Here is a 16735-nt window from a genome sequence, read left to right as displayed (position 1 = left end):
TACTTTTTGATTTGTATATAATTGAGGGCTGTTTAAAAGCAAAATATCTGCTTTTACAACAGCCCTTTAATTATCATAACAAATAAACGAAATAAATTTTCAAATTAAATTGCTTCAACGTAAATATTTTTTCCGATTTCGTGACCGATGATTGACTCTTTGTCATTATGTATAATTACAATCGGACCATTAAACGGAGCTCTTGACATAAGCATTATCTCTAATCCGGGAAGGTATCCCTGATCTTCAAAATAAGCAATCATCTCATGATTATCATCCGAGATTTTCTTTATAACATACGTTTTATTGAGCTCAACTACTGTTAGAGGCAGCGAGTTATCCTCTGGAAGATTACCATCCTTATCAGGTATTGGATTTCCTAAGGGGCTGTATTTAGGATGTCCGAGCAGTTTGTCAATTTTATCAACAAATTCATCTGATACAGCATGCTCCATTGCACAAGCTTCGTCATGCACCTTTGATAAGGCATAACCCACGTGATTTTTAAGGAACATTTCGATAAGTCTGTGTCTCCTTAATATAGATAGGGCTTCAAATTCACCCTCTTCAGTGAGAGTAACACCTTTGTAGGAATTATAATCTACAAGCAAGGCGCCTTTTTTACGTTTGGACTCCATTTCAGACAACCTTTTAAGCATTCCGGTAACAGATGCACCGGAAAACTCCAACTCATTTGCTATGCTGGTTGTCGAAACCGGTTTTTCATGAGCCTGTAACTTATATATTGTCTTTAAATAGTCTTCTATAGACTGGGTACGTGCTTTTTTTTCTTTCATCTTTATAACTCTATTCTAAAACATTTTCAAAAAAATTATTTTAATGACAACTAAAATAATATTTTTTTTTGAAAAATTATAATAATATTTGAAATTTTACAATTTATTTGGTTTATTTTTTAAAATAAATTCCTTTAGATAAACTATTAACTACTATTTACCAAGTAGATGCCTCTAATGATTTTAATATACACTGCAAAATATTATAATAAATAAGTAATATCTCTGAAAGAATTCATACTACCAATCTCCTTAAAAAGTCCTTCATTGTATTATTAAATAAAAGAAAAGCTGCTTCTCATAGAAAAACAGCTTTTTTAAAAAATATTTAACAGTCTTGTTTGTTACTTAGCGATTCTTTCGAGCCATCTAAGCATAACAAGCATTGTTAACATTGATATCAGACAAGCTACAACAAAAATAGTCCATGTTGCAGATATAGGAATACTTTCATAGAAAACAGCACCAAGGAATAAAAGCTGATTACCAAGAGCAGTTGCTCCGAGCCATCCGCCCTGCATCAAACCCTGATACTGAGGTGGTGCTACTTTAGATACAAATGAAAGCCCAAGCGGGCTGATGAATAATTCAGCCACGGTAAGTATGAAATATGTTAGAATTAGCAGAAGCGGAGTCACTTTAGCTGCCTGATCAAGAGGAGTCCCACCGACATTAGGATTGATTTCGGCAAATGCAGGCAAATCCAACGAACCAATTGCCATTACAACAAATGCAAGAGCAGCGATAAACATACCGATAGCAATTTTCTTTGGAGTTGAAGGTTCTTTCCCTTTGCTTCTAAGCCATCCGAAGAAAGCAAGAAGAACCGGAGTGAGAAATACTACAAAGAACGGATTGATTGACTGGAATAACTCAGCCCCCTGAATATTCATAAATCCCAGGTTCAGCTTCAAACTTGACAGGTCCGTATAGTCACGTGCAAACAGAGTAAGAGTAAGACCATTCTGATGGAATGAGAACCAGAAAAATATGACAACTGCAAACACAGCAAGAAGTGCATAGAGGCGTTGTTTAACTTCAGCGGCATCCATAGCAATATTGTCTGATGAAGCTGCTGCGCCTTTAGCTTTAGGATCGGGGAAGTTTTTCTTATTGACAAGGAATATAATTATTGATATAACCAAGGCACCAATAGCAGTAGCAAACGCATAATGGAATCCGGTTGAAAATACGCTAAGATAATTCGGTACGAATGCTGCGATATCAGTTACTACACTACCGCTTGCCTGATTTGCAAGTTCCTGAAGTTTAGCCATTGCATCGCCGGTGATAGTATTATTTGTAAAGGAGTGGCAAAGAGCAGGAAGGTCTGCATTATACTGAAAACCGTTTCTTTCCAACCACCAGTTTCTTACACCGATTGCAAATAATGGAGCGAAAATAGCACCAACATTGATAAACATATAGAAAATCGAAAAGCCTTCGTCGCGTTTTTCTTTGTATGTATTATTATCATACATTTGTCCGACAAGTGCCTGAAGATTGCCTTTGAATAAACCATTACCAAATGCAATCACAAAAAGTGCACCGCAGGCAAGTATTAAATTCGTATTAGAAGCGACAGTAGGTATTGAAAGTAAGAAATAACCTATTGTCATTATTGACAGACCAACTAAAATTGTGCCTTTATAATTCCTGGTTTTATCAGCAATAAAACCGCCAACTAAATTGAGGATATATATTAATGCATAAAATGCTCCATAGATATATCCGGCGTTAGTTCCATCAAGACCGAATTTCGCCTGAATGAAAAGAACCAGAATCGCCATCATTACGTAAAACCCAAATCTCTCACCCATATTAGCAAGAGCTGCAGGTATCAAACCTTTTGGTTGTCCTTTAAACATATACGTTCCTTAAATAGTTTTGTAAAAAATGTCCATTTTCAATTTATAAAATTAATATTTTTTTTGATTAAAATTTACTTTTTTTTTTGATTTCCATAAATATATGCTATTTAATGCACTTTTTGATAAAAAAATTTATAGTTGAATTGTGAAAATATGATGAATATTGTTTTATCATGCTCAATATTTTTTTTAGACTGTGTAAATTCTGAACAAAAAAATATTCATATTTAATCTTCGTTACTTATTTTTTATACTACCAAAAATAACGCAAATGACCTTTCATGAATTTATTTCAAATTACGACCATGAGGGAACTATTGTTCTTCTTGAAGGTAAGAGAGCTGTAACAGAAAAAGATAAAGTAAAACTGATAAGTTTAAGTAAATTGCTTGCTATGAATTCCCGGCACATCAAATTCAGAAGCGGGAATGCTTCCGGTGCTGACAATTATTTTTCTAAAGGGTTTTCCGGCAAAAATTCTTCAAGATTTGAAGTAATTGTTCCTTATCACGGACACCGAAGCTACGATAGCGCCGGATTTGACATCATAAACATAGAGGACATTCCGCTTACTGCCGAGTCTACCCTTGTTGTACAGTCAAAAGAAAACCGCAGAAATCTAAGGATATTCGATGCGTATATTGCCGGAGAGCGAAACTCTATGGCTTATAAAGCAGCATACCTGCTAAGAGATACATTAAAAGTTATAGGACATTCTCCAAATATTCCCCCAGCCGATTTTGCAATTTTTTATGATGATTTACTTAATCCAAAATCCGGTGGTACTGGCCATACGATGGTGATTTGTGAAAGAAACAAAGTTCCGCATATAGACCAAAAGACATGGTTTAATTGGATCTGAAATATTTTTTTTACAAATTGCTTTTATATCATTCAATTTATTGATATTTTTGTAATAATTCATTTCTATCAAATAGGAAATAAAAAAATGATTAGTCCTGATAGACATCAAATTAAAAAAGCTATAGTCTCTGTATCTGATAAAAGCGGTATAGTAGAGTTTTGCAGGGAACTTGTAAGCCTTGATATTGAAATTTATTCTACTGGTGGCACCGCTAAACTTTTAGAAAATGAGGGAATTGATGTAAAAAGCGTGTCTGAAATTACAAATTTCCCTGAAATTTTAGATGGTCGGGTCAAAACCCTTCACCCGGCTATACACGCAGGTTTACTTGCTGATTTGGGTAAAATTGAACATAAAAATCAATTGGAAACAATGTCCTTCGAATCAATTGATTTATTAGTTGTCAATTTGTATCCTTTTGAAGATACACTTAAAAATCCAAAAGCAACTCACGAAATGCTGATTGAAAATATTGATATTGGCGGTCCGACTATGCTCCGTTCAGCGGCAAAGAATTACAAATGGACTTTGCCTGTAATCAATCTTTCCCGCTATAACGAAATTATTGATTTGCTTAAAAATAATAATTGCACAATTCCGGAGAAATACCGCTCACTGCTTGCAGGTGAAGTATTTACTTTTACGGCTTATTATGATTCTCTTATAAGTGGATATCTGAATAAATTTAATCAGGTAGAAATTCCCGAGAAACTTACAATACCGGTTGCAAAAGAATATGATTTGCGATATGGAGAAAACCCGCATCAGAAAGCAGCTTTATTAGGTAATTTTAGCTCACTATTCGAAAAACTTCATGGCAAAGAATTATCTTTTAATAACATAATTGATATCAATGCAGCTAGTCAGCTTATTTTGGAATTTGACGAGCCGACTTTAGCAATCATTAAGCATACCAATCCTTGTGGAGTAGCAACGGGTAAAAATCTGAAAGAAGCTTGGGAAAAGGCTTTCGCAACAGATAACGTATCACCGTTTGGCGGTATTGTTGCTGTGAATCGCAAGATTGATGCCGAAACAGCAGAAGCAATTCATGATATTTTCCTGGAAGTTATAATTGCCCCTGACTATAGCCAGGAAGCATTAACAATACTGACTAAAAAACGTGACCGAAGACTTATCAGGACAGATTTTGATAAGTTGCGTGATGCTATTACTCATGATATAAGATCAGTTGCAGGCGGGTTACTTATGCAAACTGCAGATAACGAACTTAAAGATGATGCAAATATCAGAGTCGTTACCGAAAAGCAGCCAAGTGAGTACGAACTTCGCGCTATGATGTTTGCATGGAAGATTTCCAAACACGTCAAATCAAATGCGATAGTTTATACAAGTGATGACCGCACACTTGCTATTGGTGCAGGACAGATGTCGAGAGTAGACTCTTCAAGAATAGCTGTCGAAAAAGCTAAAACTATGGGTATTGACCTCGCAGGAAGTGTCGTAGCATCTGATGCATTTTTTCCGTTTGCTGACGGTTTGCTTCAGGCAGTTGATGCAGGTGCTGTTGCTGTTATTCAGCCGGGTGGTTCGGTTCGGGACAATGAAGTAATTGAAGCAGCAAATCAAAATAAAATAACTATGATATTTACAAATATGAGACATTTCAGGCATTAATATGGCATTCACATTTTTTTTTCGTGACAGACATACTCTCGAGCTTCTAGCAAAGCTACTTAAAGACTATGCAACAGGATTTTCCAGAATAAAAATATGGGATGCAGGCTCAGCAATGGGACCCGAACCATACACATTTGCAATGATAATGGCTGAAACAATTGGAGCCGAGGCATTCAAAAGAGTTCAAATTATTTCATCTGATATTGATGAGTATGATAAATACGGCGAGACAATCAACAATGCTGTGTATCCTAAATCAGAACTTGTTAGAATGCCGGATGATATATTCGAAAAATATTTTGTTTCTACTGAAGACCCGAATTTATTCAAAATTGTTGAACCTATAACTTCCCGAATGAGTTTCATAAAGCACGACCTGTTGACATTAAAACCTTTTGAAATGAATTTTCATGGAATTATTTGTAAGAATGTGCTGCTGCATTTTCAGCCTGAGCAAAGAATTGAAGTTTTCAAGATGTTTCATAATTGCCTCGAACCGGGTGGATTTATTGTCAATGAGCAAACTCAGCAGTTACCCTCAGAGGTTTCACATTTATTTGAAAAAGCAGTTCCGGATGCAAATATCTACAGAAAAATTTAATTATGAGAATTAGTCTTTTAAGGTCAGACCCTAAGGTATATTCATGCTTTTCATATTTAGTCAGAGGAGACTGGAATGCTATTCCTGATATCAATACTTTAGTTGATGTCGGGACCGACGGCTCAATTTCGGTTGAATTGAATAAAATCTCAACAGGTGTCGGTAAAAGGCGGGTAGAGCAAATTATTATTACACATGAACATTTCGACCATGTAGGTGGTCTAAAAAAAATCAAAGAAATGTATGGCAATCCTCCGACTTATGCTTTCAATAAAATCCAGGGTATTGATTATCAGGTTCATGATGGAATGAATATCAAAATAGGCGATGAATTTGCTGAAATTATACACACGCCGGGACATTCACATGATTCGATTTGTATATATTTCCCTAAATCAAAAATTCTTTTTTCAGGTGATACAGTTTTATTTATTAAATCACGCGGTGGAACTTATTCAGATTCGTATCTGGGTATGCTGAAAAGATTTTATAAAATGAATTTGAATGCAATATATGCAGGACACGATGTCCCGCTGACTGAGAATATTAACAATTTACTTTCATTTTCTATTTCAAATATTGAAAATAGTGAAATTATTAATTAAAATTATGGTAAAATATTTTGCAATTATAATACTGATTCTCTTTGTATTTAAACAGGCAAATTCTGAATCAGCTAAAAACCTTACTCCTGTCCAGATTTGTGAAACAGTGTTTGGACCTGATGGCTATGACTATGAACAAATTCTTCCTTTTTGCTGTGAAATGCATGAAGTTAATTTCAGGGATACTTCTTTAGGTCAGATGCTTCCTTATGATACAAAGAGAAATTATAAGCTTTTAACAGAAGAGGATTCAATGGCTGTTGTAGCTTTATCACTTACTTATGGTGAGGATTTCGAGGATTTTTATATTTTCCTGAAAAAGCTCGACTTTTGGCATATTGATGCAATCAGGACATTATCCAGGCTTGAATATGTCAAATATACCCTTTACGAATTATCACATTTAACCCCGGACTCAGCAAGGAAACAAATTGCAGAAGCAGGGTATACAAATTTCGATAAATTTGTAAATCGTAATAAATTACTTCTTGCATCAGATAAAGATATTGAGGAATACTTTTTAGAGAATAAATCAAAATTTCAGCAAATTGCAGATTATATCGAAAACAATGGATTTGCAAAGTCAATAGAATCATTAAATGATTCAAATAAGGATGAAAAAGTCGTCCAAATGCTTGATGAGCTTTTAATAGACAGTATTGTTTCTTCAGAAGAAGGATTTTTTACAGGATTTATGATTGGTGGAATTCTTGACAATACAGCAGGTTATTTCTATCAACCTGACTCATCAAAAGTACCTAAGATGAGCAAAGGATTATATATCTTGATATACCCTCTCGGTGGTGGCTGGTATATGTATAAAACAACTTAATAGTCAAATTAGAAGCAAGATGATACTAAATACTGTTCAATACAATTATTTATTTCTCAATCAAATATCATCTGATTTAAAAAAGGGTCTGTAACTTTTAACAGATACAGACCTAAGTTTAGAACTATAAAATAATGTTTAATCAGTTTTCTTCGATTTTTTCATAATCTTCCTGAGTTGCATGGAAAATATTACGATATTCTTCCTCAAAGAAAAATTCCTTTTCACCGAAAGCAGGTTGTAAATCATCTATCCAAACTGCATCAGGATTATACTTAGCAAAGAATGGTCTTTGAACCCAGTCTTTATCACGTCCCTGAATAAACCTTAAAATAAATATTTTCTCGTTTTGAATTTCAGTCACACCAAGAACCTGAATCTTACCTGGTCCGCAAGACATCGAAGGTCCTCTGACTGTTCTTGCAAGACCACTAACCTCACTATACGCTTCTCTGAAAATCTGCCATGCACGCTCAAGAGTTACACTGAAATAATGCTGAGCACCTGTATCCCTTGCAATAAACATATAATAGGGAACACAACCAAGTTTGACCTGCTCACGCCACATTCTCGACCATACTTCCGGTGAATCATTGATATTTTTAAAAACAGGAGATTGAGTTCTGATGCGAGCACCGGTATCATTGATTCTTTGAATTGCTTCTTTTACAGAAGGAGTAGAAAGTTCGACATAATGATTAAAATGTGCCATAAACGCAAGATGAAGACCACTGTCAGTAACTTTTTTGAACGTATTGAGAACAGTTTGACCATTTTCAGTCAGGTACATATAAGGATAATATGCAAGTGATTTTGAGCCGATTCGAATATTTTGAAGATGGGGAATTTTTGCATCCAAAACTGCATCAATATACTTAGCGAAGCGATTGGCATTCATAACCATAGGGTCACCCCCTGTAAAAAGTAAATCTGTAATTTGAGGATTTGCTCTAATATAATTAATAACATTATCAATGTCGCTGGTAGCAAATCTCAATCCATCCATTCTTACAAATTGGGGCCAACGGAAGCAAAAAGTACAATATGCGTGACATGTTTGACCTTGAGCCGGAAAAAAGAGTGTTGTTTGATCATACTTATGTTGCATACCGTCCAGCTTTTGGTCATCTATTGAAGGAATATTTAGTTTTGACTGTCCGGCAGGATGAGGATTAAGTTCGTGTCTGATTTTATTTATTTCATTTTCGAATACTATTTTATCTAAATCCTTTTTCAGTAACTGCTCTACTGCCTCAAAATGATGTGGAAGCAACATATCACGATTAGGAAATGTAAGATGAAAAATCGGGTCCTTACGGGGATTATTCCAATTAATCAATTCATCTACTACATAACTGTTGGCTTTGAATGGCAGAACTTTAGCGACAACTTCCATCTCGTACATATCACGTTCAGAAAAATTATCCTGAATCTGAGATATTTTTCTGAAATTTCTTGATGTAAAGGCTTTGTATTTAGGTATATCAGGATATTCATCGGAAAATATATTTTCGGTTTCATGCAGTTTGTTATTGCTCATTTATGCCTCGTTATATATTAAATTAAAGTGTATGTTTTACTAAAAGGATAAGTACTGAAAATATTTTATTTAATTAATAAATTTTTGATATTATTAAGTTTATAATATTTTATCAAACAAAAAAAAACCGGCTAATTAGTGCCGGCTTTCGATAAAAAAACGATATTTAAAATATTCTTTTACAAGTTCTCATTAATCAGATTGATTAAATCCGTATCCATATTGTCAGAATATCCGGACATAGATGTCAATATTGTTCCATCCTTGCTAATTACATATAGAGTTGGAAATCCCGTTACACCATATTGCGAAGCAACTTGCTCGCCTAAGACCAATGAGTTATATGTAATGTTGTTATCTTTAAGGAACTTTTTGGGGTCAGCACCTTCTCTTTCGTTACAACTTATACCAAGGACAATGACATTTTTTCCTTTGTATTTTTCATGTACATTCTGTAATTTCGGCATTGCCTTGACACACCAATGGCACCAGGTTCCCCAAAAATCAAGAATTACAATATTTCCTTTCAATTGTGATAGAGTAACATTTTTACCGTCTAAATCTTTTAATGTGAAATCACTTGCAGGTTGCCCTTCCATCGGAGATTTCGGTCTTGAATTAGGCGTAACGATTTCCTCCACAAAGTCAGCTGGTGTTTGTAATTTGAAAATGTCTCTGGACAAGCCTTTATTAATTTCCAAATCTAAAATTTCAAAAGTTTGGATTATTGTTTCAGTATCTTTAGTTTGCGTTTTAACCTCTTTGACCGGCAGATTAGTTTCTCTGTCGAAATATGTCCTGATTTTGATTTTACCTCTTTCGGCAGAATTCGTAAGTGACTCAACGACATCTGTCTTATATTTACTAAACGTAGCGTCCGAAATGATAAATAACTCGTCGGTTCTTGCTTTGATTTGTTCAGTATAGTCCTCATTAAGCATAATCATAGTCATTGGATTTATCAACCAATTTTGTGTTATCATCTTATCAGGTTCAATCCCTTCGCCCGAAATATAAACAATTTTTTCACTGTCTGATTTGAAATAATACTTCTGACCGTCATATAAACCTGCGCCTTGTTCAGTCAAGAATTTGACTAAAAAGCCTGTTTTAACGGATGGATCTCTTAACATTTGAACTTTGACATCTGTTGTAAAGTTTTCTTTAGGAGACTGGAAAACAAACCTTGTTGTGAAAGAGGCATCTTCTACCTTCAGCGAACTTTGGTTTGCTTTAATAAAAAATTCTTTTGGATCAGCATCTAAAGGAGTCTGCTCATCAGAGCTACATGAAATTATAACATAGGATACTGCCAGAATCAGCAAAAATATTTTTTTCATAATTAATCTTTATTTATTCATTAAATTTGGAATTGCATTTTCATATAAATTTTTTATTTCATCAAGACTTAACTTTGTATAGCCTTCGATACTGACAAACTCGCCACCAACTTGTCCAATTATTTCTACAGGGACATTATTAGCTTCACAAATCTTGCTTAATTCAACTTGATTTGATTTGTCAAGTGTAACTACGACTCTACTCTGCGACTCGCCAAAAATTCGTCCGACCGTTAAATCACTAAGATTAACAGTGCAGCCAATATTTCCGGCAATGGCTTTTTCGGCGAGACAAATACCAAGACCACCTTCGCTTATATCATGAGCGGAATTAATAAGTTTTGATTTAATTGCTGCGAGTATAACTTTTTGAAGACTCAGCTCATTCTCAATATTGAGTTGTGGAGCATTACCTGTTACTTCACCGGCGTATAATTTCAAATATTCAGAGCCACCAACTTCACAATTTTCAAAGCCAACGAGTGCTATTATATCACCTTCTTTCTTAAATTCATAAGTCATTATGTCATCTAAAGATTCAATTATTCCAAGCATTCCGATTGTAGGAGTCGGATATACTGCAAAATTTTTAGATTCATTATGGAAACTTACATTGCCTCCGGTAACGGGTGTATTCAGTCTGCGACAAGCGTCACCCATACCACGGACTGCCTCACGAAATTGCCAGAATACTTCAGGGTCGTAAGGATTTCCGAAATTCAGGCAATTAGTAATTGCAACGGGCTCGGCACCAACGCAAACGACATTTCTTGCCGCTTCAGCCACTGCAGCCATACCACCTGTATAAGGGTCTAAATACGTAAATCTGCTGTTACAATCAGTTTTGACTGCAATAGCTTTACCTGGAATTTCTTTGATTCTAATAACTGCAGCATCGCCTTTGATATTTACTGTATTAGTACGAACCTGTGAATCATACTGTTCGAAAATCCATTTTTTTGAAGCAATTGTCGGGGATTTTATAATTTCTTTAAAATCGCATACATCAGGTTTCATTTCTGAAACTGATTTAGTATCATAGCTTCGTGTTATCTTCAAATATTCGGGTTCTTTGAATTCGCGGTCATATTGCGGAGCGCCTCCACCGAGAACAAGGTAATCAGCTTCGAGCTCAACAACTTTTTTACCGTTTCTGGTAATATGTAGAATTCCGTCATCGGTAACATTACCAATTTGAGTAATAGGTACGTCCCATTTATTGCAAATTTCTATTGCTTTTTCAACTTTGTTATGATGAATTACAGCCAGCATTCGTTCCTGAGATTCGGAAAGCATAATTTCATAAGCGCTCATATCAGATTCTCTCAGTGGGACTTTGTCAAGGTCAACAATCATACCCAATCCGTTCTTTGCGCTCATTTCAGATGTAGAGCAAGATATTCCGGCTGCACCCATATCCTGTATGCCTGCGATAGTTCCTGCATCAATCAGCTCTAAAGTGGCTTCGAGAAGTAGTTTTTCGGCAAATGGGTCGCCGACTTGCACAGTTGGACGCATATCTTCTGTTTTTTCATCAAATTCTCTTGATGCAAGCAGTGATGCACCGTGTATTCCATCTCTCCCGGTCGAACTGCCGAGAATCATAACAGGATTACCAACTCCTGCCGATGCCGCTGATGCAGTTTTATCAACCTTTACAATTCCGACTGCCATTGCATTTACAAGTGGGTTGTCGTGATAACATGAATCGAAATAAATCTCTCCGCCAACGGTTGGAACGCCGAAGCAGTTACCATAATGGCTGATTCCATGAACTACACCCGAAAGCAAAAATTGAGTACGGGGACTACTTAGTTCTCCAAATCTCAGAGAATTTAACGCCGCTATTGGTCTTGCACCCATTGTAAAAATATCCCTAAGGATACCGCCAACACCTGTAGCAGCACCCTGAAACGGTTCAATAGCTGATGGATGATTATGGCTTTCAATCTTGAAGGCAATTGCATAACCATCACCAATATCAACAAGTCCTGCATTTTCTTCGCCTGCTTCAACAAGCAGTCTGTTGCCGGAGCGTGGGAGTGTTTTCAGTTGCTTAATTGAGTTTTTGTAAGAGCAATGCTCGCTCCACATGACGCTGTAAACACCTAATTCGGTATATGTTGGGGTTCGACCTAAAATTTCAAGTATGCGTTGATATTCTGCTTCAGTAAGTCCGAGCTCTCTTGCTGTTTCGACTGTTACTTCAATCTCGCTATAGAGTTGATTTTCGTTGCTCATAGTTTAAAGATAGATTACTAAATAATTAGTTTATAATATTTAAAAAACGTTTTTATGTACTTTTAATTTGAATTATCGCATAATAATTCTATTTATCAATTAATTCAAAAAATTAACCTTCCGAAGTCATAAAAACTTCGGAAGGTTTTAGCTTATTTAGAAATATTATATATTACAGCAAAATATATAAATTGATTAATACCAATCAATTCTTGTATTTGGCAATTTAGCAATAATATTTTGTTTAGATTCTTCAGAAAATTCATTACTTGTCAAACTTATATATTTCAACTTTTCAAGTCCTGCAATGCTTTCCGGAAGTTCAGTCAGATAATTAAAACCAAGTTCCAGTTCTTCAAGATTTGATAATGCACCAATTCTATCCGGCAGAGATTTTAATTCGTTTTCATATAAGAGCAGCTTTTGTAATTTGTTGAGATTACAGAAACTTTCAGGTAGAGCAACTAAAAGATTTTTGAACAATCTTGCTTTTTCCAGACTAACCAGATTACCAATATTTTCAGGAAGTTCAGTAATATTATTTTCGTGAACTTCCAATTTAGTTAATTTTGTTAGTTTTCCTAGCGATTCAGGAAGTTTTGTCAAATGATTGCCCGGTGCTCTTAGCTTTTCTAAGTTACTTAAATCACCGATTGTATCAGGTAAATTTCTCAAATCATTTTCACTAACAACCAATTCAACAAGACTGATAATGTTGCCTATTGAATCGGGAAGTTCCTTGATTTTATTATTATTTAAACCAAGTCTGTTTAATTTTGTTAGTCTTCCGATTGATTCCGGCAGCTCCGTTAGCCTGTTCCAGCTGACAACCAATATTTCTAAATCCTGAAGTTCAGAAATGCTTGCAGGCAATGTAATAATTCTATTACCGCTTAGGTCAAGTTTTTTTAATTTTTTGAGTTTTGAAATCTTTTCGGGAACATATTCTAACTGGTTATTCCATATAATAAGTTCTTCAAGATTGGTTAGTCGGAAAATTTCTTCAGGGAAAGTATCAAGATCTTTATAATGCAGATCTAATATTTTTACATTTTCCGGCTCGAGAAGTGCTTTCTCGAGCGAGTAGTAGATTTTGATATCAGTTTCACCAACATCCGTATTCATTTTAACCTCCGAGATAAATGACTATAAATTACAATATAAAACTATTTTCAAAGATACATATTTTCTAAATTCAATATAATTAAAAACTATTTGAATAAAAAGTAAAATTTATTTTTCTTGTTATTTTTTATCAAATTATTGTGAATTTTCTTTACAAAAAAGAGCTAAACCTGAACGGTATAGCTCTTCATAAAAATTTTTCAATCAAATTTACTTGATTACCGACTTTTTTCAGCCTGAGACTGCTTTGAGGGATTGTCTGTTGCGTTAAGCTGAGTGCTGTTTTTGTTGATACTGTAGTTGGCAACATCGCGGGCATTAATTCTTCTTCCACCGATAAAATTCTTTTTATAATATGAACTTTCAAGCGATGAAACTGTAACGCCGTGCCTGGAACTTGCGTGTGCAAATAAATTATCGCCTAAATAAATTCCAACATGTGAGGCAAAGCGACGGGAGTAAGTATGGAAGAAAACCATATCACCGAATTCAAGGTTTTTACGATTAATTTTGTCGCCTATATTAACCTGCTCACGAGCCACACGTGGTATCATAATATCAGCTGCAGCTAAAAAGATTTTCTGAGTAAACCCGGAGCAATCCACATTTCTGCGGGTAGTACCTCCAAATCTGTACGGAGTTCCGAGCCAATCCATAATAATGTACATCAGGTCTGACTTTGAAATTCCGGCAGCGGTCACATCAGAGCCTTCATTGCTATCAATAAAAGAAAGCCACATCATCTTGAAGTCATCTAAATCAACGGTAACGTCGTCTTCTGTTTCGAGCTCTTCAAGGTCTTCACCTATATCGCCGTCAACTGTTAAAATTTCGCCGTCGTCGTTGATTAATTCATTGATTTCTGAATTTTCTTCATCAGATATTTTGGGCTCCAAACCGGCTAATTCACTAACTTGTTCTGAAGTTGAGCGAATTATTTCAATCGCCTGTTGTCTAGTTTTGTTGGGGTTATAGCTACGCTTTTTCCTGCGTGCAGCTTCCATATCGCTAATATTTGCAAATATAAAAGCGAAAGCTAAGAAAAAAGTCAGTATTACTCGTGGGGAAATAGTTTTTTTTGTACTCATGCGTTCTCCACATTATTTAAAATTTTACAAAATTCAATTTTTGAAATATATTCACATAATTCTGCCAATTCTATTTCTCTTTTCAATATCAACTTTAATTCACAGTATGTCATAATTTCTGCTAATTACTGAACAATTCAACAAACTGTGTAAAAAATTGCACATTTTGCGTTTACAAATAAACGGATTTTTTTTCAAACAAAAAATTTTTTTTTTGATTTTTTTAATTTTAAGCAATTTAATTTATTTAAAATTGACGATTTAATGTCATAATGTTTTTTCTCAACATTGCTTGACGGCAATATAAAATTTATAGTTTTAGTTTTCGTCAATAAATATATTTTGAAACAAATTTATGGTTTATTATTATGCCGGTTTATGATTATAAATGTAATACCTGCGGTCAGGTTTTTGAATATAAACAGAGTATGTCAGATAATGCTCTTACAAATTGCCCTGAAGATATCTGCAAGTCAGAAGTTAAAGGTCAAGGCAGTGTTCAAAGAATTTTGAGCAAAAATGTCGGACTTGTTTTTAAGGGAACCGGGTTTTATCAGACAGACTATACCTCAAAAGGTAAAGACAGTTCAGACCCGGGTAGTACTCATGGTTGTGCCTCAGGTGCTTGCGGCTGCGGACCATCCAAAACAAATGTAGCTTAATTTAAAGAGGGGCTGAGTATAATATCAGCCCCAAATTCTTACCCTTTACATCCGAACAATTTTTAAATCTTTTTGATATTACTATACTCATCAAAAAATATTGCAGATGCTCTTATTCCACCGTAAAAATTCTCTACAGCGAAACTTTCATTCGGAGAGTGTATATTATCACCCGGGAGCCCAAGCCCCATCAATACTGTAGGCGAATTAAGCTCAAGAGTGAACACATTTACAATTGGAATAGAGCCACCTTCTCTCATAAATACCGGGTCAATTCCAAAAGCTGTTTTGAGTGCAGTCATAGCAGCCTTAACACCAATACTGTCTCTCGGAACCAGAACAGGATTGCCTCCATGCAATTGACTAACTTCAACTCTTACGGTTGGTGGAGCTATTTTCAACAAATGTTCAGTTATTTTATTTGATATATCCTGATAATTCTGGTGTGGTACTAACCTCATAGATATTTTGGCAGATGCTTTTGACGGAAGAACAGTTTTTGCACCTTCACCAGTATATCCGCCGACAATTCCATTAACATCCAATGACGGGCGTGCCCATGTTCTTTCAAGGGTAGAGTAACCGTATTCTCCATTACCACCACCAACCTCAAGGTCATCGCAATATTCTTTATAATCAAAAGGAAGAAGCTTGAATCCATTACGTTCGTCATCTGAAAGTTCGAGTACATCATCATAAAATCCGGGAATCGTAATTCTTCCGTAGCTGTCTTTAAGGCTTGCAATCATTTCAGCGAGAACCTGAATAGGATTATCAACCGCACCGCCGTAAGTACCTGAATGCAAGTCACGATTTGGACCTGTTACAAAAACCTCAATGTATGATATTCCTCTTAGACTGTAGCAAATAGAGGGCAATCCGTCGCTGAACCATTCTGTATCGGAAATAAGTACAGTATCGCAATTGAGCAAATCTTTATTTTCTTTTATAAAATCTTCAAGGTGGCTACTGCCGCACTCTTCTTCACCTTCAATCAAAAGTTTGATATTTACAGGAAGCTTACCATGAATAGCTAAATGTGTTTCTATTGCTTTCAAGTGAGTGAATACCTGACCTTTATCGTCAGATGTACCTCTGCCAAAAATTTTGCCATCTTTGATTGTCGGGTCGAATGGCTTAGATTTCCATAATTCCAACGGGTCAACGGGCTGTACGTCGTAATGACCGTAAACAAGTACTGTAGGAGCATCGTTTCCGGCACTGAGCCACTCACCGTAAACAATAGGATGACCGGGAGTTTCCATTAGCCTGCAATTTTCAATACCAATATTTTTTATATGGTCAACAAGCCAAAGCGCACACTCTCTTACATGGAGTGCATTATCAGGGACGCTGCTGACACTCGGAATTTTTAAAAAATCAAAAAGCTCTGCTAAATGCCTTTCTTTATTTGCCTCAATGTAAGATAATACCCTATCCATAGAAGTTTTCCTAAAATTATTTATAAATAAAAACCTTTGAAGTTCCTGATTTAGAACTCCAAAGGTAATAACAACTATTTACAAT

14 protein-coding genes are annotated in these 16735 nt (G+C 35.3%); 6 read left to right on the top strand and 8 right to left on the bottom strand.

Features of this window, described 5'->3' with window-relative positions:
* Nucleotides 1-104: 104 nt before the first annotated feature.
* A complete protein-coding gene (locus tag KF896_09765) occupies nucleotides 105-797 on the bottom strand; it encodes a metal-dependent transcriptional regulator (GenBank protein ID MBX3043993.1) in 693 nt (230 codons plus the stop codon).
* 344 nt (nucleotides 798-1141) lie between these two features.
* Entirely contained in the window at nucleotides 1142-2665 is a 1524-nt protein-coding gene (locus tag KF896_09760; protein MBX3043992.1) for a peptide MFS transporter, read from the bottom strand.
* 274 nt (nucleotides 2666-2939) lie between these two features.
* Here KF896_09760 and KF896_09755 point away from each other — a divergent pair, with 274 nt between their 5' ends.
* The 5 genes from KF896_09755 to KF896_09735 all read left to right on the top strand — a co-directional run bounded on the left by KF896_09755 (nucleotide 2940) and on the right by KF896_09735 (nucleotide 7212).
* Nucleotides 2940-3530 carry a hypothetical protein gene (locus tag KF896_09755; protein ID MBX3043991.1) on the top strand — a complete coding sequence of 197 codons (591 nt, stop codon included), beginning with the start codon at nucleotides 2940-2942 and terminating at the stop codon, nucleotides 3528-3530.
* Between the two features lie 87 nt (nucleotides 3531-3617).
* The gene (gene purH, locus KF896_09750; protein ID MBX3043990.1) at nucleotides 3618-5171 is read left to right on the top strand and encodes a bifunctional phosphoribosylaminoimidazolecarboxamide formyltransferase/IMP cyclohydrolase; all 1554 of its coding nucleotides are present in this window, start codon (nucleotides 3618-3620) and stop codon (nucleotides 5169-5171) included.
* A gap of 1 nt (nucleotide 5172) precedes the next feature.
* The gene (locus KF896_09745) at nucleotides 5173-5775 is read left to right on the top strand and encodes a chemotaxis protein CheR (GenBank protein MBX3043989.1); all 603 of its coding nucleotides are present in this window, start codon (nucleotides 5173-5175) and stop codon (nucleotides 5773-5775) included.
* A 2-nt stretch (nucleotides 5776-5777) separates the two neighbouring features.
* The gene (locus KF896_09740) at nucleotides 5778-6380 is read left to right on the top strand and encodes an MBL fold metallo-hydrolase (GenBank protein MBX3043988.1); all 603 of its coding nucleotides are present in this window, start codon (nucleotides 5778-5780) and stop codon (nucleotides 6378-6380) included.
* Nucleotides 6381-6384: 4 nt separating this feature from the next.
* The gene (locus KF896_09735; protein ID MBX3043987.1) at nucleotides 6385-7212 is read left to right on the top strand and encodes a hypothetical protein; all 828 of its coding nucleotides are present in this window, start codon (nucleotides 6385-6387) and stop codon (nucleotides 7210-7212) included.
* 142 nt (nucleotides 7213-7354) lie between these two features.
* Here the strand turns inward: KF896_09735 and KF896_09730 are convergent, their stop codons facing one another.
* The 5 genes from KF896_09730 to KF896_09710 all read right to left on the bottom strand — a co-directional run bounded on the left by KF896_09730 (nucleotide 7355) and on the right by KF896_09710 (nucleotide 14546).
* Nucleotides 7355-8752 carry a lysine 2,3-aminomutase gene (locus tag KF896_09730; GenBank protein MBX3043986.1) on the bottom strand — a complete coding sequence of 466 codons (1398 nt, stop codon included), beginning with the start codon at nucleotides 8750-8752 and terminating at the stop codon, nucleotides 7355-7357.
* A 179-nt stretch (nucleotides 8753-8931) separates the two neighbouring features.
* Complete coding sequence (locus KF896_09725) at nucleotides 8932-10092, bottom strand: TlpA family protein disulfide reductase (GenBank protein ID MBX3043985.1); 1161 nt, start codon at nucleotides 10090-10092, stop codon at nucleotides 8932-8934.
* Nucleotides 10093-10101: 9 nt separating this feature from the next.
* The gene (gene purL, locus KF896_09720) at nucleotides 10102-12333 is read right to left on the bottom strand and encodes a phosphoribosylformylglycinamidine synthase subunit PurL (GenBank protein ID MBX3043984.1); all 2232 of its coding nucleotides are present in this window, start codon (nucleotides 12331-12333) and stop codon (nucleotides 10102-10104) included.
* 195 nt (nucleotides 12334-12528) lie between these two features.
* Nucleotides 12529-13458, bottom strand: coding sequence for a leucine-rich repeat domain-containing protein (locus tag KF896_09715; protein MBX3043983.1), 930 nt, complete (start codon nucleotides 13456-13458; stop codon nucleotides 12529-12531).
* Nucleotides 13459-13676: 218 nt separating this feature from the next.
* Nucleotides 13677-14546 (bottom strand): C40 family peptidase, encoded by an 870-nt coding sequence (locus KF896_09710; protein ID MBX3043982.1) that lies wholly within the window; start codon nucleotides 14544-14546, stop codon nucleotides 13677-13679.
* A gap of 368 nt (nucleotides 14547-14914) precedes the next feature.
* Here KF896_09710 and KF896_09705 point away from each other — a divergent pair, with 368 nt between their 5' ends.
* On the top strand, nucleotides 14915-15208 hold the full coding sequence (locus KF896_09705; protein MBX3043981.1) for a zinc ribbon domain-containing protein: 294 nt from the start codon (nucleotides 14915-14917) through the stop codon (nucleotides 15206-15208).
* 62 nt (nucleotides 15209-15270) lie between these two features.
* Here KF896_09705 and KF896_09700 read toward each other — a convergent pair whose 3' ends face one another.
* Nucleotides 15271-16650: a dipeptidase gene (locus KF896_09700; protein MBX3043980.1), complete on the bottom strand. Its 1380-nt coding sequence runs from the start codon at nucleotides 16648-16650 to the stop codon at nucleotides 15271-15273.
* Between the last annotated feature and the right edge of the window lie 85 nt (nucleotides 16651-16735).

The sequence above is a fragment of the Ignavibacteriota bacterium genome (assembly GCA_019637995.1).
Lineage (GTDB): Bacteria > Bacteroidota > Ignavibacteria > Kapaibacteriales > UBA2268 > JANJTB01.
This window is presented reverse-complemented; position numbering and strand designations above follow the sequence as displayed.

Excerpts from the sequence above, each read along its gene's own strand:
- KF896_09765 (MBX3043993.1), bottom strand. The coding sequence starts at position 797 with ATGAAAGAAAAAAAAGCACGTACCCAGTCTATAGAAGACTATTTAAAG.
- KF896_09760 (MBX3043992.1), bottom strand. The coding sequence starts at position 2,665 with ATGTTTAAAGGACAACCAAAAGGTTTGATACCTGCAGCTCTTGCTAAT.
- KF896_09755 (MBX3043991.1), top strand. The coding sequence starts at position 2,940 with ATGACCTTTCATGAATTTATTTCAAATTACGACCATGAGGGAACTATT.
- purH (MBX3043990.1), top strand. The coding sequence starts at position 3,618 with ATGATTAGTCCTGATAGACATCAAATTAAAAAAGCTATAGTCTCTGTA.
- KF896_09745 (MBX3043989.1), top strand. The coding sequence starts at position 5,173 with ATGGCATTCACATTTTTTTTTCGTGACAGACATACTCTCGAGCTTCTA.
- KF896_09740 (MBX3043988.1), top strand. The coding sequence starts at position 5,778 with ATGAGAATTAGTCTTTTAAGGTCAGACCCTAAGGTATATTCATGCTTT.
- KF896_09735 (MBX3043987.1), top strand. The coding sequence starts at position 6,385 with ATGGTAAAATATTTTGCAATTATAATACTGATTCTCTTTGTATTTAAA.
- KF896_09730 (MBX3043986.1), bottom strand. The coding sequence starts at position 8,752 with ATGAGCAATAACAAACTGCATGAAACCGAAAATATATTTTCCGATGAA.
- KF896_09725 (MBX3043985.1), bottom strand. The coding sequence starts at position 10,092 with ATGAAAAAAATATTTTTGCTGATTCTGGCAGTATCCTATGTTATAATT.
- purL (MBX3043984.1), bottom strand. The coding sequence starts at position 12,333 with ATGAGCAACGAAAATCAACTCTATAGCGAGATTGAAGTAACAGTCGAA.
- KF896_09715 (MBX3043983.1), bottom strand. The coding sequence starts at position 13,458 with ATGAATACGGATGTTGGTGAAACTGATATCAAAATCTACTACTCGCTC.
- KF896_09710 (MBX3043982.1), bottom strand. The coding sequence starts at position 14,546 with ATGAGTACAAAAAAAACTATTTCCCCACGAGTAATACTGACTTTTTTC.
- KF896_09705 (MBX3043981.1), top strand. The coding sequence starts at position 14,915 with ATGCCGGTTTATGATTATAAATGTAATACCTGCGGTCAGGTTTTTGAA.
- KF896_09700 (MBX3043980.1), bottom strand. The coding sequence starts at position 16,650 with ATGGATAGGGTATTATCTTACATTGAGGCAAATAAAGAAAGGCATTTA.